Here is a 25,738-nt window from a genome sequence, read left to right as displayed (position 1 = left end):
CATCGCTTCAATCCTCCATGAGTTTGATGAGAGTTGTAAAAATACGATCGCACTCTGAAGAAGCCTTGCGAACCTTGTCAACATCCAACATTTCTAACAGCTTGGAAGCGTGCTGTATCTTTTGATATTCGCCTTTCGATTTTGTGTCGCGGCTAGCTGCTTTCAGACTTCGTTCTAACAAATCCTTTTCAATCGTCTCTACATTGATATTTTTAGGAATCTCATTTTGTTTAAATCCCTGTCCGTAAAATCTTTTTAAAGTATCAATATCCGCCATGAACCAAGCTTCCATCGCTTGCACCATGAGATAGCAATGAGTCTCATCAACCCCAGGCGAATCCCAGTTATCCCTCAACTTCAAATGCTCCCAAGGCGACTGCTTTACAACAGGTGATTCTGAGTCAACCAGAAGGATGACAAACGCATCTGGGTGAGCGGCAAAAGCATTCTTGAAATCCCTGAAAGCATTATTCCGGGAACCGCAAAGAGTGATAGTCCACTTGATTTTCTTGCTTTGGACAACCTGCACAATTTCTTTGAAAAAACTGCTAAATCCTTGTCGGAGCAATGCCTTTGTATTCTTGCCCTCGCCGCCGCCTTCGATGTAAATGCGAATTTCTTTTACCATCGGTTGCCCCCGATTTCTCCCATCCGCCAAAGGTCTCCCAAAGTGTAATTCTCAAGCCATTTTTTCAGTCGTTCGGGATCGAGACGGTTCAGGTGACTTCCTCTATCATCCCGATCGCATATTAACACTGACTCAGGACTCAGAGCCGACACTAAAGCATCGGAATGAGTTGTCACAATCAATTGTGTGCGCTGTGAGGCTTCGATCAACATTTCAGCAACAACAGGCAGAATGTCGGGATGCAAGCCAATCTCCGGTTCTTCAATACAAATAAGTGGCGGGGGAGTTGGATCTAGAAGTAAAGCTATTAAGAATAAATAACGCAGCGTACCGTCTGATAAACGAGTTGCGGGAATTGGCTGAATTAATCCTGTTTCGCGGATGAATATCTGGACAGTACCGCCATAAATCTTGATACTCAGTTCTTCGGCTGCATCGTAGAACAGTTGTAATTTTTCAATAATCAGCCTACTTCCTAATTGATACTGTAAGTTATTTAAAACCAGTCCTAAGTTGCCACCATCTTCTAGGAGGGGATGTTCGGGTAAGTCAGTTTGCTGAGCTTTTCTAGATACTGAATCTCTCCCGGTCTGCCAGTTACGATATAAACCAATGTCGGCAAATTTATTTCCCAGATATGATAGTTCTGGATATAGTTCGGGATCTTTTCTTTGAGATAAGATAGATTGATCGGGAATGATATCTTCTCGCCGCAGATTCCGCAGCGTCCTGGGTTGCTGCTCGTTGTCCTGTATAACATTGATAACAGGGCGACCCCGATCGTTATAACGGTAATAGAAAAATGGCTGGCTTTCAGAACTATTGCGCGGTGCCCTATCTTCTATAGCTTCGTCCACTACTTCAAGTCTCTGACCGACTGCGGTAAAACTAATCTGATAGCGCAGTGGCATCGTTCGTTCTGGGTAATCTAAAATAGCCTCAATTTTTGCTGTGGGAGTACCTTTTTCACCTTTCCACAGAAAATCGCTGATACCACCTCCTTGACGAATCGGAGCAGGTAAGTCGGTAGATGTTGCTTTCAACACTCCCATCGCTTCAATGAAGTTAGATTTGCCGGATGCGTTAGTACCGATCAATACATTCAGGGGTTGCAGTTCAATTTTTTCCCCCTCACTTCCATAGGAAAGGAAGTTTTGCAGTTGCAGGGAGTGAATAAATCTTTTGCCTTCCACCTTGTCCTCCTATGCCAATTCTGCATTATTATACTTTACGAAAGCTTTCGTTTTTAGTCTTGAATTAAGTAGGTCTCAAAACTACCGATTCCAAGTCTTTGCCTTGAAGTCGGAGGGGGAGTGAGATATCCCGATCGCTCCCACAACAGGCGACCTACTCTCCTGCAACGGTCTGTGACCCATTACAATTAATTCAGCAAAAAATCTTTACACATAAGAACTCATGCAGCTCAAGTCAACAACCCGCCATATTCGCATATACACCGCCATCCTCGAAGATAACGAACTCGTCCCCAGCAATGACCTTTTGACCCTCGACATTGACCCAGATAACGAACTTAACTGGAATGACGAGTCAATCAAACAGGTAAATGCCAAATTCGACCAACTCGTAGACGCTTACGAGGGCGAAGACTTGACCGAGTACAACCTCCGCCGCATCGGTTCGGAGTTGGAGCACTTGGTACGATCGCTCTTACAAAAAGGCCAAATCAGCTACAACCTCAACAGCCGCGCTGTTAACTACAGCATGGGCTTGCCTCAAGTTGATTCCAAAGTTCACCTGTAAGGGCGATCGGGCGATCGGCATTTATGTCAACTTAAGATTGAAACCCATAATAAATGTCGCTTGTAGCTGAGTTTTGATCGCTCCTACTGCTCTTAATCAGGGGAGTACGGGGGAAAAGAGGGTTCTGTTTCGTCTCTCGCTTTGGGGATTGAGGGGGATTTAGACTTGGATACAGAGGAAAGGTGGAGATGGGGAGAATTGGGAAAATCTGCTTTTATTCTTCTCCCTGCTTGTTTGTGACTCCTGACTCCTGACTCCCGGCTTCTTCCTTCTTCCGACTTCGATCGGACTTCTCCCCCGCATCCCCAGCATCAACCGGAGAATTTGGAACGCGATCGCGTTCCAAAAACTGTTTAACTGCAAGTTGGCGGTTGGTCATAAACTGACCCCAAGCGCCGGGAAACAGCCCATCCAAGGTTTCCACCAGCGCCCAAACCTCAAGATTCATCACTTTGTAATAGAAACTGTGAGAATGTTGAATGCTAGTGAGTATTTCGTCTATTTCAACTGCCGGCAGTAGCTTCGGATCGGGCAAATTCTTGGAAAAGGCGCTGGGTTCATGTGGGGCCATGGTTAAATACTCAACAGCTTGCAGAGGCCGATCAGTCGATTTTAGATTTTAGATTTTAGATTTTAGATTGATTCCACAGATGAATCTGGGGGCTTGAACTAAATATCTAATTTTTTTGGCTTTCCACGACTCCTGTCGGGGGCTTGCGTCCATCAGTCGATTTGAGGTTTGAGATTTTAGATTGACTCCACAGATGAATCTGGGGGCCTGAACTAAATATCTAATTTTTTGGCTGTCCACGACTCCTGTCGGGGGCTGGCATCCGTCAGTCGATTTGAGATTTGAGCTTTGAGATTGACTCCACAGATGAATCTGCGGGCCTGTATCCGTCTTTGGGTAGGGTTAAATTTAACTTCTCTTGCAAAACTAGGGCGCGAGGCACAAATGACCCTTCGCGAGAAAACCGAGAATTGATATTTATTTATACCTGTCGGCTCAGGTGATTTCTACCTAGCTGCATCCTACCATTATAGTTAGTCTAAAATCTCAATTCACTTGACGATCGCGATTTCTTCGGAAATTGCCGCTATCAGGAATATGCTGAAAACAGCGTGCTTTCAAGCCGATGACTGGGGTGTCGCGCGATCTTCTAACCCTGAAAGCTCATAGCAAGATTCATCCTGCCGTCAACAAAATGGTAAACTGTTCGTGTCAGTACAAGACATTAAAACCTACCCCTAGACTGGGGGAAAGTCAGATATCACTACGCACACAACAGTGGAAACGTGGTGAGCCCGGGAACCTGAAAAATCAGGATATTAGGACTGCGAAGTCTTAAGAATCTGCGTCTGTTGAGAAAGCGGGGGTGTCAAATAATCGCCACGTATCAACCCGTCGAGGTTCAATCGCTAAAATAGTTCAGATCAGCACGCTTGCCCAAAGGCGTCAGGAACCCTTATGCAAAACTCTGTGGCAAAACACTACTTATGGGCTTTAGGTGAAGGGATCAAAGGGTGTAAGCCAGGCGATCTGATCGCTGGTCGCTACTTGGTCAAGCGCGATCGACTTCTTGTCGATACTCAACCCGAACACTTGCCGGAACTGCCCGATGAGATTCCGAGTGTTGTCACTCCTTATCTGAGACTGTTTGCCTATCAGTTGCACGTACCTCAAGTATACGGCCTGGTATCGTCCAAGATGAGCAAGCTATCGGGAGATATCTGGCTACTGGAAAACGTGCCTATTTTGAAGGTGACGGAATCTTTAATGCCGGAATTGGCGGACTCCTGGAAAGGAGCCGCAGCGATGCGCCAGCTCAATTGGCTGTGGCAAATGGCCCAGTTGTGGCAGCCTTGTATCGCTCAGGGCGTGGCTTCGACGCTGCTGACTCCCGAACTGCTACGGGTGGAAGGGCAATTAGTGCGGTTTCTGGAATTGCAGCCCGATCGCAAACCGCCTCATTTGTCGCAGTTGGGCAAATTGTGGCAGCAGTGGCTCGAAGATGCTCACCCAACTATTGCCAATTTTTTGAGGCAACTTTGCCAGCAAATGGTGGCCGGTCAAGTTCGCCACGGCGAACAACTGATGGGCCAGTTGGATAAAGCTTTGGCAAAGTGCGGCCGATTTTACGATCGTCACGTTGAAATTGCCACGGGTACGGATGTAGGCAGATCCCGCGCTCACAACGAAGATGCTTGCTATCCCCCCAGCGGTACGCTGTTGGCAGGAAGCCCGGGTGCGGAAGCTTGCGCGATCGTCTGCGACGGTATCGGTGGACAAGACGGTGGCGAAGTCGCTTCCGAAGAAGCAATTGGTGTGCTGCGCGACAAGTTGCAGCAAATGCCCCTACATCAAGCTAATTGGGACCCGTTGAGCCTGACTTCCAAGCTGGAACGGGCGGCTTGTGCTGCTAACGACAAGATAGCCAGTCGCAACGACAGCGAACACCGCCAAGGCCGCCAGCGGATGGGAACTACGCTAGTTATGGCTTTAGCCCACATTCACGAGCTTTACGTCGCCCACGTCGGAGACAGCCGGGCTTACTGGATTACCCGCACCGGCTGCTATCAACTTACTCTCGATGATAATGTGGCTTGCCGCGAGGTGCGTTTGGGCTACTCTCTCTACCGGGATGCTTTGGAACAAGTGGCCGCCGGAGCTCTGATTCAAGCTTTGGGCATTACTTCGTCCAACACTCTGCACCCGACTGTGCAGCGTTTTCCAGTGGATGAAGACTGCGTTTTGCTGCTGTGTTCCGACGGTTTGAGTGATAAAGACCGGGTTGAGGAATGTTGGGAAGCGGAGATTTTGCCAATCCTCGACGGTACCATTAATTTGGGTAAGGCGCGCGATCGACTGATTGAGATTGCTAATACTAGAAACGGTCACGATAACGTCACTGTTGCTTTAATTCACTGTCAAGCACATTTGAGGGAAGACGGCAATACTTTTACAGAACTGTCTGTCGCACCTTTAGATACGCCGATCGAACTAATTGCCGACAGCGAGGATTTGCCAACGGATTTGAATGGGCCAACAAGCCTTGGCGATGGGAATTCTGAAGGAAAAACGCAGTTGTTACCGCAGGAAAAAAGCAAAAGTTTATTTTCGCTGCTGCTGAAAATTTTATTTTTATTAGGCTTGGGGGGTGTATTTGCTTATTTTTTCATCCCTCCGGTGGGTCGCGCGATCGATACTGCCGGGGAGTCGATTTTCGGGAAACGCGGTTTAATTAATGCTGGAAGGACGCCGGAGAAAACAGTTGAATCTGTAGCTTCTCCGGTGCAATCTTTAGAAACAGGCTCGTTTATAGAGATTAAAAATTCTGCGGCTGGGGAAGTGGAAAAAGAGGGCGATCGCTTGGATTTGCGAGGCACAATCGGTGAGTTGACTGTCAAAGGAACAGTACCAGCCGGCAGTGTTTTGCAGGTGACAAACAAACAGCTTACGCCTCAAGGCAATTGGCTGGAATTGAAAGTTTGTTCGATTCCTGAAATAGTGCGATCGAACTCTCCCAAACCCGAGTCAAATAAAGATTTTTCTACAGTTTCAAAACCGACACTGAATCCATCTCCCGCTGTGGCAAATCCGTCGCCTTCCCCGCCAGTTAAGCCAACAGTTGAAGTAGAAAGCGCCAAGCTGCAACCGGGGGAAATCGGATGGATTCAAGAACAAGATGCCATTTCTAAAGTAGTCTCTAACCTATCCTTAAACCCAACTCAAAAGGGGAAATGTGTTGATTCTGACTCAAATCCAAATGCTAATTAAACTGTTAATGCTTGAGTATATTTATCTAAATTGATAGAGTTTAGTAGAAAGAAAAATGCAGATTGCTAAACAAAACTAAGATTAATATCATGTCCGGTCGAGCGATCGCGATTTTTGTAGGGGCCGGTGAGCCAGCAGTACCTGGCAATAATTAACAATCCCAAAAACCCGCCCCGACCGGGATATTATGGTTAATCGATCGGACATGATATAACTGATACCATCGGTGGTCAAGTAGCTGGCATAATTTTAGATTTGAGATGGGAAATTATTAAATTACCAATCTCAAATCTAACAAGGTTTCAAAATTGCTAACCTAATTTGTTAGATACTTCTGCCAGTTTAGTCACCATTTGGGATACGGCTTTGTCAACTGCCGCGCTCAAAAGTGAGTCTTCATTGCTGCTGCCAGAATTGCTGCTGATACCTCTGACAGAAATATTAGAATCGCTTTGATCTGCTTCTCCTACCGCTTTGGCTGTGGCAAGAATATCTCCCGAAGCTGTACCGATTAACCGCACATCTATTTGAACGGTAGCTTTGGTTTTTTGTGAACCCGCACCGATTCCCATGAAACTGCCACCGCCGGATTGTTTGTCGATATTAAACTTGGTAATGGTGCCGATGAGTACGGCGTCAACTCCTAATTGTTTGCCAATTTCGGCTGCTGTCCCGGCATCCATCGCGCCGCTGCGATTTTGCTGTTTGAGCACTTGTTCGAGTTTGCTACGATCGACTACTGTATAAGTGCCGTTGTTGACGAGTTCGTTGATCAAGAGTTCGCTGATACCTTTGGCGGCGCCGACTCCCCTGTAGGAAGTGTAATAGCTGTTGGTGGGGCCGTAGTCGAAGTCCATGACTACGAGGCGCTTTTTGGCAGTTGCTTGGGCGAGTTGGGTTGCGGGTTCGGTGGTGGCTGGTGTGGCGATCGCATTTACTGAAACGCCTGCTAGCATTAGGGTAGCGAGGGAAATGCTGGTTAAGCGAGATATGGTGGTTGTTTTCATAAAGCTTACCTCACAGTTGTTTTGTGCCAACTCTAGGATACTTTACGGAACAGCCCGATTTGACATACCCCTGCCTAAAGGCGAGGGGATTCTTGATTCGCAGGGATTCCAATGAATTTACTTGCAGGCAAGCATCTTGACCGTATGCCCTACGGCTGCAAGTCCTCTAATTAGAACTACTTGAGTGGCTGCAACATCTCTGTCCGTTGTATAGCCACAGTTCGAGCATGAATGAGTACGCTCATCAAGCTGTTTTTTTCCTGTTTCTGCTAGACAATTGGGGCAAACTTGACTCGTTTTATGAGCGCTTACCTTTTGAAAGTACACGCCATATTTCAAACAAGTTTGCTCGCTTGATTGTGAAGAACTGACCCCAGCTTGCGTCTAAGCAGTGTTTCCCTAGCATCGCCCAAGAGTGCCCAATCAGATTCAGATCCTCAACGAAAATCATTCCCACGTTTTGGCAGATTTGATGAGATAATTTACGATGCCAATCTTTCCGACTGTTAGCAACGTATTCATGCAGTTTGGCGACTTTCTTTTGAGCTTTACGCCAATTGTTAGAACCTAGTTTTTTATGACAGACACGTTGTTGCAGCAATTTAAGCTTGCGTTCTGCGTCTTTAAAAAATCTTTGGCGCTTGACTAAAAGACCGTTAGAAGTTGCTAGAAAATTAGTTAGTCCCACATCAATTCCGATACCTTCACCGTGGGGCATTAGAGTGGGTACTGAAACGTCCCATTGTAGGGTTAACATCACGTACCAACCGCTAACCCTACGGACTATCCTTGCTTAATCGTTGCACCATCAGGGATAGGACGTGATTGATGAAACTTAACTAAACCAATTTTAGGGAGCTTCACCGCTTGATTTTGGACAGGGTTAACCCCCAATTGCGGGAATACAAACGATCGCATTGTTCCTGCTTTCTTAAAGCGGGGGAAACCGTGTTTTTGTTCCCACATACTCACAAACGCTTTTTCAAGCCTTTTGAGTGTTTGCTGTAGGACGTGTACTTGGACGGCAGCCAAAGTGGGTATGTTTGCCCTAGCCGTAGTTAAACTTTTGCACTGGCTTGCATAAGTTGGTCGTTTTGTTTCGGCCCGAATGATGAACTCAGATCGGATAGAGCAAGCGTTAATTCGACAACTACGAGAGTCAAACCAATGTTTACGCTCTGCCAATGCGTAGTTGTATACGCGACGGCATTGTTCTAGCCAATCTTCAAAGATTGCTATTTGTCCTGCCGTTGGTTTGAGTTTGAATTCGTAGACTAAATGAAACATTTGCTCTATCCTCCTACCTGATTATATCAAAACCATGAGCGAACGTAGGAACGCTTTTTCAAGAAGTCTAATTAAAGCCGTCCTAAAAGGACTGGGCTTGCACCCAAATTTTCGGTCAGGGTTGGGGGTGAGGAGGTTGGAATTGGCGGGTTTTAGTGTTTTTTGACTTTCAACAGGCTTAATTTTTGTTAATGAACCGCAGAGGACGCAGAGGACACAGACTAAAGGTGGCAACAACCGCACAGCCATCCAAAATTCCTCTTACACCCCAGATTCCATAAAACCCATCAACCAATTAGCCATCGTCGCCCTGCGAGTCTGTCTGGGCCCGAATTCCCCAATTTTATAGCCTTTAAAGCCCAATTTTTCCTTCAGCAACTGCTTGTTTTCTGGAGGAGTCGATCGAGTCAATTTCACTGTCGCCGGCCTAGAATCGATAAAATCGGGCGGTTCCGGGTACTCTTGGCGCCACTCGGGTGCAACACCTGCACTGTTCCACTTGCCAGTCTCGGCATCCCAGCGGTAGCCCAGATACTGCCAAACTAGCTGATTAACAGCAGCATCGTCGATTTCTTCGTTGAGAATAGCCCAAATAGTTTCGTTATTCAGCGGTGGTAATTCAGACATGAGCGCGATCGAATCGGAAATAAAAAAAGTTTAACTCACATTAGATAACATTATCAGGAACGGGCAAGATGCCCGTTCCACAAAAAATCATAGGAATTTGTTTGTGGGGTGGATACGCGAGCCCGCCCAAAATGCCACCCCCAAAAAAATTAATTATTCAAAATTCCGTCTTTCTCGGCCATCGACAGCATTAAGTCAATCACCCGGCTAGAATAACCCCACTCGTTGTCGTACCAGGAAACAACTTTGAAAAACTTAGAATTCAGTTCAATTCCCGCACCTGCATCGAAAATGCTCGATCGCGCGTCGCCCTTAAAATCTGTCGAAACCACTGCATCCTCAGTATATCCAAGAATGCCTTTGAGTTCAGCCTCCGAAGCTTTTTTCATTGCCTCGCAAATTTCTTTATAGCTAGTTTCCTTCGCCGTTTTGAAAGTAAGGTCAACTACAGACACGTCGGGAGTTGGCACGCGCAAAGCCATTCCCGTCAATTTTCCTTTCAATTCTGGCAACACCAAAGTAACAGCTTTCGCTGCACCGGTCGAAGATGGAATAATATTTTGAGCCGCACCGCGTCCTCCCCGCCAATCTTTTTGGCTGGGGCCGTCTACAGTTGGTTGAGTAGCTGTCATTGCGTGAACTGTAGTCATTAAACCTTCTTCCAATCCGAAGTTATCGTTGATAACTTTGGCAATTGGTGCTAAACAATTCGTCGTACAGCTAGCATTAGAAACAACCGTATCTTTTGCCGGGTCAAATTTGTGGTGGTTGACGCCTACTAGAAAAGTTGGAACTTTTTCCGGGTCTTTTGTCGGTGCTGAAAGTATTACTCGTTTTGCTCCCGCCGTCAAGTGTTTTGATGCGCCTTCAAAATCTGTAAACAATCCGGTAGATTCTACAACATAATCTGCGCCGGATTTACCCCAGGGCAATTCGGCAGGATTTCTAATCGCTGTACAGGGGATAAAATTTCCGTCAACGACAATCCCGTCTGGTTTGCTTTCAACTTCGCCGTCGTAAATGCCGTGGGTGGAGTCGTATTTGAAAAGATAAGCCAGGTTTTCTGGCGAAACTAAGTCGTTAATGCCGACAAATTGGATGTTGGGGTTTTTGATGCCGGCACGCATGACTAGCCGTCCGATGCGACCAAATCCGTTGATGCCAACTTTTAATGCAGCCATGTTTAAACTCCTATTGAAAATATCGTTAGTCGATCGGGCGTTAGCGAAGCCCTTGCAGAGGATCGCCTGTTGTGGCTTAGAATTTACCACGCTAACGGATTTTGGCAACTGATTCTTTTCTATCTCTTAAGAATTCTGAATTCTGCCCCGGCTGGGAAGGGCAATTCATCCTGAAATAACCGCTGACTAATGGCTAATGGCTGATTTATGTCAAATTGTAAAAGTGCTATAATAGACAGAAAATATTTTCCAAATCGCCTTTTTAAAATCAGGCTAAAGTAATAACAAAAAACTTAGGGAAAATCTAAAACGGATGAGCATTCTCACCCGTGGTGGCTATCGGAACCCTAAGCCTAGGATTAAAGTGCCAGATACGCGCAAGAACACGGCAATGCCGTGTCCCTAAACATATGGCGTACAATCTTTGTGTAGCTCTACTTTTCCGAATTGGTATAATCACCAATCACTAATGACTACCCCACGCACCTAGTAATTAGCAATTCCACCGCATCGGAAATAAAACACGACCCACCAAATTTATTGAGCACTGGTCTAATGTTTTCTGCAACTGCTGAAACTTGAGCTGGTGAACAAAAAGCAAGCACATAAATGTTATCCAGCGCCGTCATTGATGAATCACGGGAAACGTGATCCCTAGTGCTTTTTCCAGCGACATCACGAATCACCGAATAGCCGGGTACGCCAGCTTTATCTAAACCGTCTAAAATCTTGCCGAGTTCTACTGAGTGGGCTATGATTTCTACTCTTTTGACTGACTCCATCATCTCACCTCCAAAACATATTGATTCCGTATAGATACAGGGGAATGCCTACAATGATATTAAATGGAAATGTCACTGCTAAGGCCGTTGAAATGTAAAGACTTGGATTAGCTTCGGGCACAGTTAGGCGCATGGCTGCTGGTACTGCTATATAAGAAGCACTCGCGCACAATACGGCAAACAGCAAAGTATCTCCCTGCGGCATTCCGATTAATTTGGCTATTACCAAAGCAATTACTGCGTTGACTATGGGAATTAGGATTGCAAAGCCGATCAGAAAAATTCCTGCTTCTTGCAAATCTTTAATTCTGCTAGCAGCAACCAGCCCCATGTCTAGCAAGAAAAAAGTCAGAACTCCGTAAAACAAGTCTTGAGTAAACGGACTCATAACTTCCCAACCATGTTCTCCTGTCAGTACGCCCATAATTAGGCTGCCAATCAGCAGAAAAACTGAACTGTTTAGGAATGCTTCTTGCAACACTTCGGGCCAAACTATTTCGCGTTTTCCTTCTTCCCCACCAAATACACTGACTAGAATCAGACCGACTATAATTGCTGGGGATTCCATTAATGCTAGCGCGGCTACCATGTAACCGTCAAAGTCGATCCCCTGTGCTGTGAGGAAGGAGGTTGCGGTGATAAATGTGACGGCGCTGATGGAACCGTAGGTGGCTGCGATCGCGGCAGCATTGTAGGAGTCGAGTTTGATTCTCAGTATGAAAAAAGTATAAACTGGTACTAGCATTGACATCAGCATCGCTGCCAAAATTGTCAGGGCGATTTGCTGGTCAATTCCGCTTTTGGACAGTTCGACGCCACCTTTAAATCCGATCGCAAACAGCAGGTACAGCGAAAACAGTTTAGGGATGGGCGCTGGAATTTCTAAATCAGATTTGAGAAAAATGGCCAGCATTCCCATGAAAAAAGCTAATATTGGGGGATTTAAGATATTTGACGATACTAAACTCAAATCCACGATCGGTCACTCCCATTTGTTGCGTTTTTAATATTACTTCCCCAGTAATTGTTGCACGAGAATGGATCAATAGACCGATCGAACTTTTGACTCAGAAGCTCGATCGGGCTAAATACCCCCAAATACGGCAAAGGCGCACAGTACGCACCCTACAACGAAGGTGTGCACTGTGCACCCGCAGGCTAAGTTATTGTTGTTTAACTAAGCAACTGACAAATAAGACTCTAGGGCTTCGGAACCACCGATCAACTTGCCGTCGATAAATACTTGCGGCACTGTTGTAGCCCCAGTCACAGCCCGGAGCGATCGGGTTGTGATATCCCGGCCCAAGACGATTTCTTCATAATCCAAGCCCTTTTGACTCAGCATTCCCTTAGCCTTAGCGCAGAAGGGACAGCCCATTTTTGTAAACAGCGACACTAGCTTCGGCTTGGTTGCTGCGGAGTTGATGTAGTTGAGCATCGTCTCGGCATCGGACACTTTGAAAGGGTCGCCCGGTTCCTCTGGCTCAATAAACATTTTTTCAACCACGCCATCTTTTACCAGCATCGAATAACGCCAAGACCGCTTCCCAAAGCCTAAATCTGTTTTGTCTACCAGCATTCCCATGCCTTGAGTAAATTCGCCGTTACCATCGGGAATTAACGTCACATTGTCTGATTCTTGGTCTTTTGCCCACTCATTCATCACAAAGGTGTCGTTGACGGAAATACAAACGATTTCATCTACGCCGTTTTCTTTGAAAACTTTCGCCAATTCGTTGTAACCGGGGAGGTGCGTTGACGAACAAGTGGGAGTAAAAGCTCCTGGCAGCGAGAACACTACTACGGTTTTGCCTGCAAATATATCATCGGTGGTGACATCGACCCACTCGTTGTCTTTGCGAGTGCGAAAGGTGACTTTGGGTACTCTTTGACCTTCTTGGTTCGTCAGCATGATTTTAAATTTTTGGGTACTTGGGTTCAATTCCTTTGCTTATTATAGCGTACTCATAACGAGTATGAGTTGTCAAGGGGAGGCGAGTTTTTTTCTCCGACTTGGGCGCGCGCGCGAGCGAGCTCAGTTCCTTGTCTTTGCGACGGTTTGAATCATAGTCCGAATCAATCTCGCGGCACGCGCGAACTCAGTTCATTGTCTTGGCGACAGCTAGCAGATTTAAAACTTGCTGTTTAAGTAGGTCGGCAATTCTGTCTCCATTCCTTTGCTGCTGCTAACGGGTGAGGATTTTTTACACATTCTGTCAACATATCGATATCAATTCCCGGTAGCAATTCGCTTTGTGTGATTAATTCATAACCGCAGTTGGACACGAATTCAACCGGAATTTCTTCTCGCAAATGGTAGATAGAAAATCGGTCATTTCGCCAGAACCAAACCTCTCGCACATTCAATCTTCTATACAGTTCTAGTTTATTGATGCTGCCACTGGTAACAATCACTTCAATTACCAAATCGGGAAATTCTTTATCTGTGCCAATACAGTAAGCTTCATCCGGTTCCGTACCGCCACGTTTTTCCTCTTGTCGCAGAGTTGTAGACCCAAAAGGGAAATATTCGATGTCAGCTTCTACAAAATAAATAAGCAGCAGATCTCCAATGCGAGTTTTTCTACTTTCATGGCGGCGAGAAGGCGACATAATTTCCAAAACTCCATCTAAATAAGTAACTCGATATCCTGCCGCATCTCCAATCCGATTCAGCAGTGTCTCGTATTGTTCCCAGTTGGCGCTATCGGTAAGGTAGCGATCTTCAGGATCTTGGCGTTGGAGTGCTTGTTCTTTAAGTAATGTATCTAGCTCGCTCGTCAGCATCGGTATTACCTCCTTACAAGTTGTTCTAATCTTAGCAGACGGCGGTTGAAACCGCGTCTACACAAACGATGTCTGCCTCCGCAGACTGAAGAGAACAAGCCAAGTTTAATCGCCTTTTATTCAACCTGCGGAGGCACGTGCAAGTTTATATAGGCGCGGTTTGAACCGTAAGTCATATCTTATTTCCAATCCCATCTCCGCCCCAAATATTCCTCTAATTCCTGATTGTAAGGTCGGAAATAATCGCTCAACCTGTCGCGAACCGATTCATTTACCCGCTGATAAGAACCAGGATTAGCATTTTGGTATTCAGACAATTGATATTCCGGCAAATCTAAAAATGCTAAAACTTGCTGGACTATAGCCGCCGCACCTGCATAAAAATCTTCACTTTTCAAAATTAACAACTGTTCTCTAGGAAAGAAAGCCAGCCAGTTTTTAATAAATTCTATGTACCTACCGCGAGCTAAATAATTCCCCGGTTCCTCGCCGATGATGTATTCTGGATTTTGATTCAACCGTTCAATTTCATCGCTAATTACTCGATCGAGCGATCGCGCTTCCCAGTTTAAGTCAGTCAAGCGGTAAAATTGAGAAATCGCCCGATCGACCGGATTTCGTAACAGTACAATCAGTTTAGCCTCTGGAAACAGGCTGTAAAGACGTTCCGGTGCTTCCCGATAGTCAAAATAGCTGGGGCTTGCTTCACCAGTTACAAATTGCTCTCCCCGAGGCATGGGCGGAAAATGAGCCAAATACCAATCAATCCCTCTGTCAAAGTGCCACGAGAAAAAATCCATCTCCTTTTTAATCGGAGTCAAAATTTGCGGGTGTTGAGCTAAATAAGTATACAGAGAAGTCGTGCCGCACCGCTGAGAACCAATAATTATAAAGTTAGGAACTTTGACTGGTTTTAAGTTCCAATTTTGTGGAACAGGCATCTTGCCTGTCTCTGCTTGTGGCACAGGCATCTTGCCTGTCTCTGCTTGTGGAACAGGCATCTTGCCTGTTCTCTTACTGATAAGAAATGCCAAACTTTGTTTAAAACTGACAGTTCGATAAAAATCAATCGCCTCGGGAATTTTACCTTGCCTGGTCAAAGCTTCCCCCAAATTCAGATAAGGCCAAAAAGCCTCCGGTTTAGCTGCAACAACTTCGCGGCAAAAGTTCTCAACTTCATCTAACTTATTCTGCTTAAGAAAAACTTCCCACAAATTGTAATAAAACCACCAAGGAATATCGGGATTTATTTGTATTGCTTGGAAAAATGCCACCGCCGCTTCTTCCCAATATTTTTGGTGGCTCAGAACAGCACCTAAATTGTAATAAGACCAGCAATCATCTGGTTTTTGGGCGACAGTTGCGCGAGATGAGGCTAATGCGCGATCCTCTTCGAGGGCAACGCTTACGCACTTTTCTTGCTGCTGCAACAACTCCTCTACTTCCGTTGATAAATTACCACCACTCGGCATGGATGTCAAGAGAGTTTGGTAAAAAATAATTGCGTTTTTTGGGCGATCGTACTTTGCTAAATTCTTTCCTAACTGCAAATAAAACTCCCAATTTTCCGGTGTAATTTGCAATGGAGATTTTTCTAACACTAAGTTTAAATCAGACTCTGTTTGTCCGAGAGCGTCTCCCAACTTCTCGTAAATTCCAGGCAAATCTCCATCAATTTCAATAGCTTTTAAATACGTCGCGATAGCTTCATCCCACAGTTTTAGTTTAGTTAAAGCATCGCCTAAATTGCAAAAAGACCAAGCAAAATCAGAGTTGAGAGCAATCTCGCAGCGGTAAGCAGCAGCAGCTTCTTCCCATTGCCGAAGTTTCAGCAAAGCATCGCCCAAATTGTGATAAGACCACGAAAAATTAGGATTTAACTCAACAGCTTTTTTGTAAGCAGCGACAGCTTCCTCCCATTTTTCAAGTTTCAGCCAAACATCGCCCAAACTGTGATAAGACCAAGAAAAGTCTGGATTTAGTTCAATAGCTTTTTTGTAAGCAGCAACAGCCTCATCAAAACGACCGCATTCTTGCAGGGAATTTCCCAAATCGTGGTAGTCATTATCCATGCAAAACTCCTGCCATAGCCAGTAATTTTTCCAGCGATTTCAAATCCAACTGCATATCTTTATGTAAAGGTTTGGTCGGAGTTCCATCATCAACCAAATCACCAATTAAATAGTAATGTTCCAAACCGCACAAATTGCTAATCATCCAATAACAATGCGGGACGTAAAGGGGAGAAAAAATCTCAATCACCTTAGTTCCCGGGCTGCAAAAAACTAGATTTGTCAACCCCCCTCCGTGGGGGGCGACAACTACTTTAGCAGCAGCCAAACACGATGCTTGTTCCGCTATCGACATCGTTTCCAGCTTGACACTGCGGAACCCCAATTTTTCTAAGTATTTAATTACCTCTTCATCGTTGACGATTTGCCGATATGATGCTTGTTGGCGAGTGATATAAATTCGCTCTGAATAGTCTGTATTTAGGGGCTGTTGTTCCTTTAAAAATGTCTGTTTGAGATATTCACACTTCCATTTAGAAACCGCCCCAGAGCCGTCATAAGATATTGACGGCACTATTAATTTAGCGGCGGTAATGTGTAAATTACAGCGACTTTCTAAAAGTTTATCTTGAGGAATTCCTAAACTATTTAAAGTTTCTGCTTGATAGGAAGAATCACTGGCATTGACAACAAACTTATCTATAGTTTCTATCAATCCGCTCCGCTGCAAAAGGTCAAATCGCGTAATCACATCAAACATCCAATGAAAATAAGCAGCTCCACCCCAGCGAGCAGATAAAAAAGCCACATTTCCATCGACGTGTTCAGCGGGAGGCAATTTGTCGGAAGTGATTACCAATTCAGCACAACCCATTGAAATGTCAGCAACAAGCTTATTGTCTGAAGTAATGACGGCGGTAGTCACAACATCTGCCCAAGCTCGTCCGTTTGGCAATACGGCAACAAAAGCTTTTCTGGAATGACTTTGATGTTCCCAAAATCTGCGGCTGCTGTCGATTGTTTTGGACTCAGATAAATTGATTTGACTCGCAGGATGGATGTCAATGCAGGTGAGGTTAGGATTTGATTCTGGTGCAACGGTCAAATCTTCTGTAAACCCACAGTATTTTTTGAGAATACTTAAGGGTAAATTTTGATTACTGCATTTTGCCCGATCGCTCTCATCGCCTTCTCCTTGTTGTTCCAGAGCATAACCTATATTATCGTAAGCTTCAAACAAATCGGGTTTAATTTGCAGGGCTTGAACTAAATTAGTGATTGCAGGTTCCCACTGCTGTTTTGCTATGAAACTCAAACCCAATCCTTCGTAACACCAGCAGGATTTTGGATCGAGATTGATGCCTTTTTCGTAAATGGCGATCGCCCTTTCCAATTCTCCTTGCTTCCGCAGTGCATCACCCAACTTTTTGTACAGCCAGCTATGATCAGATTCTAGCTCAATAGCACGACCAAAAGCCCCTGCTGCTTCGGGCCAATTTTCTTGTAATTCCAGAAGTTCCCCCAAACTATTGTACAGCCAACAATCATTGGGGTTTAATTCAATAGCTTTGCGGTAAGCCCCCGTCGCCTCCTCCCAATTTTCCAGTGCAACTACAGCCCTACCTAATCTCTCGTAAGACCAACAAAAATCGGGATTGAGTTCAACTAACTTGCGGTAAGCAACAGCAGCTTCCTCGCAATCAGAAAGCTCCATCAGCACATCGCCTAAATTGTTGTAAGTCCAACAAAAATCGGGATTTAACTCAATAGCTTTGCGGTAAGCAGCAGCGGCTTCGCCGTGTTCCTCAATCGCCTGCCAAGTTTCCCCCAAAAAGTGGTAAGACCAACTAAAATTAGGGTTTAGTGCGATCGCCCGTTGGTAAGCGGCCCGAGCTTCGTCAAATAGTTCTTTCTCTTGCAGAGTTTTACCCAACTTGTGGTAAGTTAAGTAGTTGCCAGACTTAATTTTAATAGCTGTTTGATAGCGAGCGCTCGCCTCATCCAAATAACCCGCATTTGCCGCAATATCCCCCAGCTTTTCCCAACCCAGAGACAACAGAGTTTGCTCTTCACCCAAACTTTGATTGCCGATTTTTTTGACGATGAGTTGATAGCCTTTGTGTACCACTTCTAACTGACTTCCAAACATCTCCAAAAAAACATCTATGCCAATTTTAGTATCTTGCTCCGGGCTGTCGGGAAACGTAAACTCGTAATCGTCAAAAATCATCAAGCCCCCAACTTTCACCAACCTCCAAGATAAAATCGCATCTTGCAGAGCACTGGTAGGTTTGTGACAGCCGTCAATGTAAGCAACATCGTAATATTCCGAAGTCAAATTCACTAACAAATCTTGAGAGTAACCTTCTAATTCAATTACCCGATCCGCTGCTCCCGTTTTAACAATATTGCCCTTAAAATGTTGTTGAAAATACAAATCAATACAAGTAATCTTTGCCGTCGGATGAGTTAAAATATTATCCAGCAGCCAGCAAGCCGACATTCCCTGAAAACTGCCGATTTCCACAACTTGAAAATCCGCTATTCCGGTAAATTCCTGCAAATGCCGTTGCCAAATAGGAATATTGTGGGTAAACCAATCTTGGGTAAATTGATAATCTTTCGCCGCACACTCAGCCCAACCCCTCAATTCCGCCGCTTTTTGGTGGCAAATAATTGCTTCTTCTAATTCCCCTAATTGGGGTAAAATATTTCCTAAATCGTTGTAAGGCTTAGAATTAGTCGGCTCGATTTCTATTTGGTGGCGGTAAGCGGCAATTTGTGCGTATAACTCCTGTTGTTTTGCCCGCACATCATTCAGTTGGGCGACCACTTCCGCAGCATTGGGTTCAATTTGCAGTGCCATGCTATAAAATACGATCGCACCTTCCAACTGCTTCTGTTTCGCTAAACTATTGCCTAAATTTATATAAAACTCTGCTCCATCTAACTCAATTTCCAGCAAGCTGTGGTAAATTTTCCCACTTGCAAGTACCTCTACACCTTGACAATAAGTTTCAATTGTGATGTCTAAACCCGATTCGCTGCGCTTCCGCAAAACATATCCCAACCGCTGATTGATTCCCGTCAAATTCGGCTCAATCTGAACCGCGTGCAGGTAAGCAGCCACAGCTTGATCCCAGGATTTTTCGCAGGTTAAGGCAACTCCCAAATTGACATAAAACCACGGAATATTGGGATTTATTGCAATAGCTTTGCGGTAGCAACTAATAGCTTCGGGCCACAGTTGTTTTTGAGCCAAAGCGTCCCCTAAGCAATTGTATGCCCAGTAGGAATTATCATTAATTTCCAGAGTCTGACGGTAACATTTAATGGCTGCATCAAAGTCCTGTTTTTGCGCGAAAACATTACCTAAACCCACGTAAGCACGAGCGTAGTTGGGATTGAGTTCGAGGCTTTTGTTGTAACAGGCGATCGCCCGATCTAATTCTCCTCGCTCCGCCCAAGTTTTACCCAAACTGTGGTAAGATTCAAACGAATTTGGATTGATGGCAATCGCTTGTCGGTAATTGGCGATCGCCTCATCCCACCGCTTCTGGCCAATCAGCATTTCCCCCAAATTGTGATAAGCTGTTGCTAGCTTCGGGTTTAACTTAGTTGCGCGCGAATAACACTCCATAGCGCGATCGAACTTTCCCAATTCAACCAAACTATTTCCCAGAGTGACGTGTTCCTCAGCAGTTGCCCAATTCGGCTCGATATTAAAAGCTTGATACCAACAGTCTGCCGCCTCTTCTCGCTTCTCTAACTGCGTCCAAATTCTCGCCAACTGCCGATAAACAGCAGCAAAATTCGGCGCTAGCGAAATTGCTTTTTCACAATTGGCGATCGCCTTTTCCCACTGTTTCTCCTGAGAATACAAAATGCCGAGATTAGCATAAACTTCCGGCAAATTTGGATTGCGATCGATTGCCGCTTCATACCACTGCTTAGCTTGCTCGATTTCACCTCGAACCTGCATCACCTTTCCCAGCGTCTGACAAGCTGCCGCCAAATTTGGTTCAATTTTCAACGCTGACTCGCAAGCAGAAACTGCCTCATTCAACTTTCCTTCGGCTAAATAAACTTCTGCTTGCCGACTCAAATCAACCGCTGCCTTTTCCATCTTCTCAATCGAGGGCATAATTAAACTTGCTCCAGACACCAACTAACTCAAACCCACCACCTCAACCATCCTTTTCAGCGAACTCAAGTTCACTAAAATATCCTCAGTCAGCGAATTCTGATACATCAACTGTCTAATAGGATAGCATTCAAAAGCCTCCCCCGTTAAAAAGTAATGTTCCAACTGCAAATATTGACTGATTCCCCAGTAATAATGGCTGATATAGTGAGGCGACACCAACTCAATTACTTTAGTTCCCGGGCGACAAAAAATCGTATTTGTCAAGCCGCTGCCGTGGGCGGCAACTATTACCTCAGCGTGGTAAAAATGAGCAATTTGCTCTGCCAAAGACATCGACTCAGGTAAAATAGAAACAAAGCCAAAGTTCTCCAAAACCTCAACCACATCTTTCTCGTTCAAAACTCGTCGGTATCTTGCTTTGCTGCGGCTGATGTAAATGCGTTTTGGATAGCTGGAACTAGGTATAATTCCCTTGAGAAACTCGCGCCTCAAAAAATCCATCGCCCACCCAGAAGGCCAGCCCAAATATCCCGCAAAAGACGGCACAATTAACTCGGTTGCTTGAATGTGAGGCAAGCGATCGCTCTCCAAGACTTTTTCTTCGGGAATGCCCAGAATTCTCAAACTTTCCCGCTGAAATTGGTGCTGACAACTATTCACCAAAAACCAATCAATCTCCGCCAAATTCCTACCGCTATGCCGCAGCAATTCTATCCTCGGCAAAACATCAACCATCCAGTGAAAATAGACATTTCCCGACAAACCAGAAAGCACCGCCACGCTGCCGTCAATTTGCTTTACACCTGGAAAGGATTCTAACTGAAAAACGCTGTGTTTTCTAACATCATGCTTTTCGCATCCCGGCAAAAACCCCGGATAATCTCTCGACACATCAGCCAATAAATAATTGTCAGGAGTAATTACAGCGATCGCCTTACAAATCAGCCAATAATTTTCCTGTGGAACAATCCAAACTCGCCCGTTAGGAATTGCTGCCACAAAAGTCTTGGGCGCCTCCACAGGTATCGGTTGCGAGTTGGACAAACGGCAAACTCCCCAACCCAAATGCACCGGATCGAACCACTTAGAAAGTCGCTGCAAACACAGCCCGCAAGTTAACCCGGCACAATCGGAATTAGCCAATTTGGAATTAGCGATCGCAAATTGGGAATTCGGAATATTTTCTGCACTTGCTTCTGGTGCCGATTTCCAAAATATTTCCACATAATTATCAGCATCCAACTTAGCATTAACTAGCCAATCCCAACTCGATAAATAAATACCGTAAGGAGGTTTTATAGAAGTGTTATCTGGCAAGATAAAACTCTTTTTTTGCCATTCTTTCTGCTCCCCATACCCGTGCAATTGCAGCTCTAAAACTTTTTGATAATAATCAATCGCCCGTTCCCAGCGCCCCTGTTTTTCCAGCAGTTTTGCCAACTCAAAATAAACCTGCGGTAAAGCAGGTTGAATCGTCAAAGCCATGCGGTAAACTGCAATTGCTGCGCCCAAGCGCTGTTGCTGGGCTAAGGAATTTCCCACCCGCCAGTAAAGCTCTGCATTTTTGGGCTGAATTTGCAAAGCTTTTTGATAATAAGTGGTGGCAGATTCGTGCCCGCCGTACTCTGTTAAAGCATTTCCCAAATGCAAGTAAATTTCGGCTAAATTATCGCAAATTTTAGCAATTGGTAATTGGGCATTGGGCATTGGGCATTGGGCATTGGGAATAGTTTCTTTTTCTTCCTTCTTCTCTCTTCCTTCTTCCTTCTTCCTTCCCATCAATGCTGTGAGAAATCGATCGCACGCAGCGATCGCCCTTGAGAATTCATCATCTTCTACCGCCGCAACTCTGCGCCTGTCTCCTAAGCGGCAGTAAGCTTCAACAAAATCAGGCTTCAGAGCTATTGCCCGCTCAAAATAAGGCATGGCTTCAGCAATTTTGCCCAAAACCATCAAAGAAAACCCGGCGTCTGTATAGCCCGAAATATAGTCAGAATTGATCTCGATCGCCCGATCGAAACAAGCAAGCGCCGCCGAATGTTCCCCCTGTAATTGCCACGCTTTCCCCAGATTATAGTGAGCCAAAACCATGTCCGGCTCCAACTCAATAGCTGTGAGGTAAAATGCGATCGCCCTTTCCGGACTTTTATCCAGCAAGGCTTGACCCAAATTATTGTGCAGCGTCGCCCAATCGGGCTTAATCTCCATCGCCCGCTGGTAAACTTCGATCGCCTCAGCAGCGCGATCGTCCTTGAGCAAAATCACACCCAGATTGCTGTAAGCTTCCACGTAATCCGGCGCCACGGCAATCACCTGTCGGTAGGTATCCATTGCCGCTGCGAGCTGACTATTTTCATCTAAAACCACAGCCAGATTGTATAAAGCATCGAGATAATCCGGTTTTTGGGCGATCGCATTGCGGTAACAGTCGATCGCCCCCAACAAATTACCCTGCTTGTGAAAAACATTTCCCAAGTTATAATGAACTTCAGCCCAATCTGGTTTCAAATCCAGAGCTTGTCGATAGTGAAAAACCGCCTCATCCAGCCACGCATAGTCGCTGTAAAGTTGACCCAAATAAGCATGAGCCAGAAAAAACTGGGGCGAAATCTCCAAAGCTTGCACAAAAGCGTCTCTTGCCGCCGTCGGATCGCCTTGAGCGTCGAGAATTTCGCCTAAAGTCGTGTAAGCCGAGGGCGAAAATGGTTGAAGTTCGATCGCCTTTTTGCAAAACTCGATCGCCTCAGTTAACTTCCCCCGGTTCAAATAAATTTTGGCTTGCCGGATATATTCTTCAGTGCTCATTGCTAGCCAGCAGTTGCGGTTTCTTTACCGCTTCAGTAAAACCTAGAAATTGTAATTTAAAAACTTTGTATTTATATTTTGCCCGATCGGGCGATCGATTAATTTTATCAATAACTGTCGATCGACTTTTTTTTAACTGCCCCTGCTTCATTTCCTGCATTTAAGATTTCAACCTCACTCCGCTGGTGGCAGAGTGAGGTTGAAATCCTTTAAAACTACCGCCTTTGTGAGAACAGCCCCGAATCTTATCCGGTGCTGCCCCACAACAGCCAGTTGTTTTAGAACAACTCGAAGTTGTTCGACGTAATTGTCAGGCCAGGCTGCAACTGAGCAATAGTTAGCACTCCGCTGGCGCCGTTGAAGTACAACGCACCGCTTGTTGGGTCGTAGACCAACTTGTTGGTCGTGGTTGCTCCTGGAGTAGCTGCGTTGAAATTAGAAACGACGACAAACTCGCTTGCCTCGAAGCTGCTACCCAAACCAGCGAACACACCGCCCTGCTTCAAGCGGATCTTATCTTCGCCTGGGGTAAAGTCAGTGATCGTGTCTACGCCATAATCGCCACCGCTGGAGAAGAAGTAGAACGTATCGCTGCCAGCACCGCCCGTCAGCACATCACTTCCTCTGTCGCCAGAGATAAAGTCATTGCCACCGCCACCATTGACAGTATCGTTGTCTTTACCGCCGTAGACAGTGTCGTTGCCGTCGCCGCCATCGACAATATCGTTGCCTCGGCCACCAAAGACTGTATCGCTGCCCGATCCGCCGAGTACGGTGTCGTTGCCGTTGTCGCCAGAAACCAAGTCATTGCCATCACCGCCGTCTACGAGGTCATCCCCTTTACCAGCAAAGATCCGGTCGTCGCCGGTGCCACCAGCGACCACATCGGCGCCACTGCCTGAAAAGATATTATCGTTGCCGCTGCCGCCGCCGATACTGTCATTTCCGCCTCCGGTAATAATCAGGTCGTCGCCACCGCCACCGGAGACGACATCTGCGGCCCCAAAAGTCAGGATAATATCGCTGCCTTCGCTGCCGTTCAACCTGTTGGCGCCAGTGATGCCGATAACCGTTGAGCCACCGCCACCACCACCACCTGGTAGTGAACTTGCTGGTTGTGTTGGATTTGTTACCTGTGTCATTTACACTCCTCCTAAAAGATCAATCATTTTTCTACAATACACTTTTCCCTCCAAAGGGATTCAATAAATGAAACCGGACATCGGTTGAGACCCTAATTTACCCGGCTGCTATAAGCTGTCATGTAATTTAAATTGTCAGCAGCGAGCCTCGGAGCGCGAGTTGAATCCTGTATTCGTTGAGCAGCAAATCTCGGTTGTTTCCTGCTTTTGACTCTCGACTCCACCACTGCCTCCTCTAACACGAAAATATTCCAGTTAAACGTTTGCGAGTTTACCATAATGACCATCGATATGGCTAGTCATTATTAAAACAATACCCGGAAGATACACAGAGACCATTTTTAATGGGAGTATGCTCTCAAGATTGAGAAGTTGCACCGGGCCCTTGGCACTCTCGATCGCCGGAGAGTTCGATCGCCCGCAATGGGGCTGGAACTAAGCTGCGATTTCTTTTAAGTACACTGTAGTTGACCAGACTTTAGATTTTCCCCTAGAGTTCCCCAGAAATCAAAATTTTTTAACTGGCTTTCACAGCAAGCCGACGCACGCTGGAGGTCGTATTTAATCAAAAGTGCATCCCAACACAGTCCTGGAGAGGCTTTTGAGTCTCATCACCTGGATGTTTCCAGCCAAATCAGTCACGCTCAATGTAAGATTTTGGCTAAAAAACCCTGTTTTTCAACCACAATCCATCATTTCAACCATGATCCACATCCATCCGGATCATCAGACAATGCAGCGATCGTCTTTTGGTGAAGTTGGGACGAACGGTGGGTCGGTAGATTTGTGACGGTACTGTCACTAGATTTTAAATTTTAGATTTTAGATTTAGTCCACAGATGAATCGCAGTTATGGGTCGGCACAATTGTAGTTATGGATAATTTACCTGTTCATAATGCTGAAGCCGTCAATTTTTTGATCGTATCTATCGGCTCCCCAGTAAAATTCTTACCTCGATACTCGCCGGATTTATCTCCCATCTAGTTGTAGTGGGCAAAAATCAAAGCGATTTTCCGTCCTGAAGCGTATTCACCTTCAAATGTTCTTGATGAAGCGATTACTAAAGCTATTAATGCTTTTAATGATGAAAATGCTTGGCCATCCTTTCATCACTCTGGTCTTTTTTGATAACCCATTAAACAGTTAATTTTTGTGGTACATCCGATCCGGAGCATCTCATTTTTGTAAAAACACTTCTTCTGGCTCCTTCTTTCTTCCTATTTCCTCCTGCCTCCTGCCTTCTGCCTCCCAACTCCAATTTCTAGCTTGGCTGCAAAAGTGAGATGCTCCCCATTCGAGGGCTAATACCTGTGAGTGAAAATCTTAAGTTTTTAGGAAAAACTTTTTTACTAATTGTTGTTAACTTCGAGCTGATCATTAGCGATTAGCAAATTTCCCGAAATTTGGTTCGGCATTCATTCAGATAAAATCTCTACTATTTATTCAGAGCGGTGTGCTGCAAGTTGCGCTGGTGACGCGTTGGAATTGCTCTGGCTATCGTACCTATAGATGTGAGCGTCACTCTCGAAAATATAATTGATGGAAGTAGCTGCATAGTAGGTCAGCCCTAACAGCGACAATAGATTAAGAACTCTATAAATTGGTTTCTCAGATACTTTGTTCATTTTGACTCCTACTTTTTATGCAAATAACTAATTTGGATACCGTGACGGCACTTTTTTTTAGAAGTTCCCAAACATCTCGTACCTCTAAAAATTTAGCTGGATCGCGTTATACACTCCTGATGCCCGATCGCCAAAAATAAGTCCTACTTGAGATGTGAAACAGTTTTT

The 25,738-nt window shown here is 45.3% G+C and carries 21 protein-coding genes; 3 read left to right on the top strand and 18 right to left on the bottom strand.

The window, feature by feature from the left end; genetic code table 11:
* Nucleotides 1-7: 7 nt before the first annotated feature.
* Both QUA90_RS02570 and QUA90_RS02565 read right to left on the bottom strand, forming a co-directional pair.
* A complete protein-coding gene (locus QUA90_RS02570; protein ID WP_333443735.1) occupies nt 8-628 on the bottom strand; it encodes a DUF4276 family protein in 621 nt (206 codons plus the stop codon).
* Nucleotides 622-1,821 carry an AAA family ATPase gene (locus QUA90_RS02565; protein ID WP_333443733.1) on the bottom strand — a complete coding sequence of 400 codons (1,200 nt, stop codon included), beginning with the start codon at nt 1,819-1,821 and terminating at the stop codon, nt 622-624. The genes QUA90_RS02570 and QUA90_RS02565 overlap by 7 nt, the downstream gene beginning before the upstream one ends.
* A 223-nt stretch (nt 1,822-2,044) precedes the next feature.
* Here QUA90_RS02565 and QUA90_RS02560 point away from each other — a divergent pair, with 223 nt between their 5' ends.
* Nucleotides 2,045-2,389 carry an NAD(P)H-quinone oxidoreductase subunit M gene (locus tag QUA90_RS02560; protein WP_333443731.1) on the top strand — a complete coding sequence of 115 codons (345 nt, stop codon included), beginning with the start codon at nt 2,045-2,047 and terminating at the stop codon, nt 2,387-2,389.
* A gap of 214 nt (nt 2,390-2,603) precedes the next feature.
* On the opposite strand, the gene QUA90_RS02555 is transcribed toward QUA90_RS02560, so the two are convergent.
* A complete protein-coding gene (locus tag QUA90_RS02555) occupies nt 2,604-2,960 on the bottom strand; it encodes a hypothetical protein (protein ID WP_333443729.1) in 357 nt (118 codons plus the stop codon).
* A gap of 897 nt (nt 2,961-3,857) precedes the next feature.
* On the opposite strand from QUA90_RS02555, the gene QUA90_RS02550 reads away from it, so the two are divergent.
* Nucleotides 3,858-6,167: a protein phosphatase 2C domain-containing protein gene (locus tag QUA90_RS02550; RefSeq protein ID WP_333443727.1), complete on the top strand. Its 2,310-nt coding sequence runs from the start codon at nt 3,858-3,860 to the stop codon at nt 6,165-6,167.
* 311 nt (nt 6,168-6,478) lie between these two features.
* Here QUA90_RS02550 and QUA90_RS02545 read toward each other — a convergent pair whose 3' ends face one another.
* The 15 genes from QUA90_RS02545 to QUA90_RS02475 form a co-directional block, all read right to left on the bottom strand.
* Entirely contained in the window at nt 6,479-7,174 is a 696-nt protein-coding gene (locus QUA90_RS02545; protein WP_333213497.1) for an LPS assembly lipoprotein LptE, read from the bottom strand.
* Between the two features lie 117 nt (nt 7,175-7,291).
* Nucleotides 7,292-7,501, bottom strand: coding sequence for a zinc ribbon domain-containing protein (locus QUA90_RS02540; RefSeq protein WP_333327886.1), 210 nt, complete (start codon nt 7,499-7,501; stop codon nt 7,292-7,294).
* Nucleotides 7,473-7,931, bottom strand: a complete 459-nt coding sequence (locus QUA90_RS02535) for a transposase (RefSeq protein ID WP_333388860.1) — start codon at nt 7,929-7,931, stop codon at nt 7,473-7,475. Before QUA90_RS02535 ends, QUA90_RS02540 begins: the two co-directional genes overlap by 29 nt.
* Nucleotides 7,932-7,957: 26 nt before the next feature.
* Entirely contained in the window at nt 7,958-8,461 is a 504-nt protein-coding gene (locus QUA90_RS02530; protein WP_333443725.1) for a transposase, read from the bottom strand.
* A 261-nt stretch (nt 8,462-8,722) separates the two neighbouring features.
* Complete coding sequence (locus QUA90_RS02525; protein WP_333081216.1) at nt 8,723-9,088, bottom strand: DUF1823 family protein; 366 nt, start codon at nt 9,086-9,088, stop codon at nt 8,723-8,725.
* A gap of 149 nt (nt 9,089-9,237) precedes the next feature.
* Entirely contained in the window at nt 9,238-10,269 is a 1,032-nt protein-coding gene (gene gap / locus QUA90_RS02520) for a type I glyceraldehyde-3-phosphate dehydrogenase (protein WP_333443753.1), read from the bottom strand.
* A gap of 473 nt (nt 10,270-10,742) precedes the next feature.
* The gene (locus tag QUA90_RS02515; RefSeq protein ID WP_223300725.1) at nt 10,743-11,054 is read right to left on the bottom strand and encodes a P-II family nitrogen regulator; all 312 of its coding nucleotides are present in this window, start codon (nt 11,052-11,054) and stop codon (nt 10,743-10,745) included.
* Between the two features lies 1 nt (nt 11,055).
* Nucleotides 11,056-12,027 (bottom strand): sodium-dependent bicarbonate transport family permease, encoded by a 972-nt coding sequence (locus tag QUA90_RS02510; protein ID WP_333229160.1) that lies wholly within the window; start codon nt 12,025-12,027, stop codon nt 11,056-11,058.
* A gap of 201 nt (nt 12,028-12,228) precedes the next feature.
* Nucleotides 12,229-12,963: a glutathione peroxidase gene (locus QUA90_RS02505; protein WP_333327867.1), complete on the bottom strand. Its 735-nt coding sequence runs from the start codon at nt 12,961-12,963 to the stop codon at nt 12,229-12,231.
* A 233-nt stretch (nt 12,964-13,196) separates the two neighbouring features.
* Nucleotides 13,197-13,838: a Uma2 family endonuclease gene (locus QUA90_RS02500; RefSeq protein WP_333327864.1), complete on the bottom strand. Its 642-nt coding sequence runs from the start codon at nt 13,836-13,838 to the stop codon at nt 13,197-13,199.
* Between the two features lie 179 nt (nt 13,839-14,017).
* Nucleotides 14,018-15,910: a tetratricopeptide repeat protein gene (locus QUA90_RS02495; protein WP_333443723.1), complete on the bottom strand. Its 1,893-nt coding sequence runs from the start codon at nt 15,908-15,910 to the stop codon at nt 14,018-14,020.
* Nucleotides 15,903-19,994, bottom strand: a complete 4,092-nt coding sequence (locus tag QUA90_RS02490; RefSeq protein WP_333443721.1) for a tetratricopeptide repeat protein — start codon at nt 19,992-19,994, stop codon at nt 15,903-15,905. The genes QUA90_RS02495 and QUA90_RS02490 overlap by 8 nt, the downstream gene beginning before the upstream one ends.
* A 24-nt stretch (nt 19,995-20,018) precedes the next feature.
* Entirely contained in the window at nt 20,019-22,802 is a 2,784-nt protein-coding gene (locus QUA90_RS02485) for a tetratricopeptide repeat protein (protein WP_333443719.1), read from the bottom strand.
* Entirely contained in the window at nt 22,792-22,962 is a 171-nt protein-coding gene (locus QUA90_RS02480; RefSeq protein WP_333443717.1) for a hypothetical protein, read from the bottom strand. Before QUA90_RS02480 ends, QUA90_RS02485 begins: the two co-directional genes overlap by 11 nt.
* 118 nt (nt 22,963-23,080) lie before the next feature.
* Nucleotides 23,081-23,944, bottom strand: a complete 864-nt coding sequence (locus tag QUA90_RS02475) for a calcium-binding protein (protein WP_333443714.1) — start codon at nt 23,942-23,944, stop codon at nt 23,081-23,083.
* A gap of 865 nt (nt 23,945-24,809) precedes the next feature.
* Between QUA90_RS02475 and QUA90_RS30395 the strand changes: the two genes are divergently transcribed.
* Nucleotides 24,810-24,929, top strand: a complete 120-nt coding sequence (locus QUA90_RS30395) for a transposase (protein WP_445300087.1) — start codon at nt 24,810-24,812, stop codon at nt 24,927-24,929.
* The last annotated feature ends 809 nt before the right edge of the window (nt 24,930-25,738 follow it).

It is taken from the genome of Microcoleus sp. D3_18_C4 (genome assembly GCF_036702355.1).
Taxonomy (GTDB): Bacteria; Cyanobacteriota; Cyanobacteriia; order Cyanobacteriales; family Microcoleaceae; genus Microcoleus.
The sequence above is the reverse complement of the archived record's forward strand: the minus strand, read 5'-3'. Positions and strand labels throughout refer to the sequence as shown.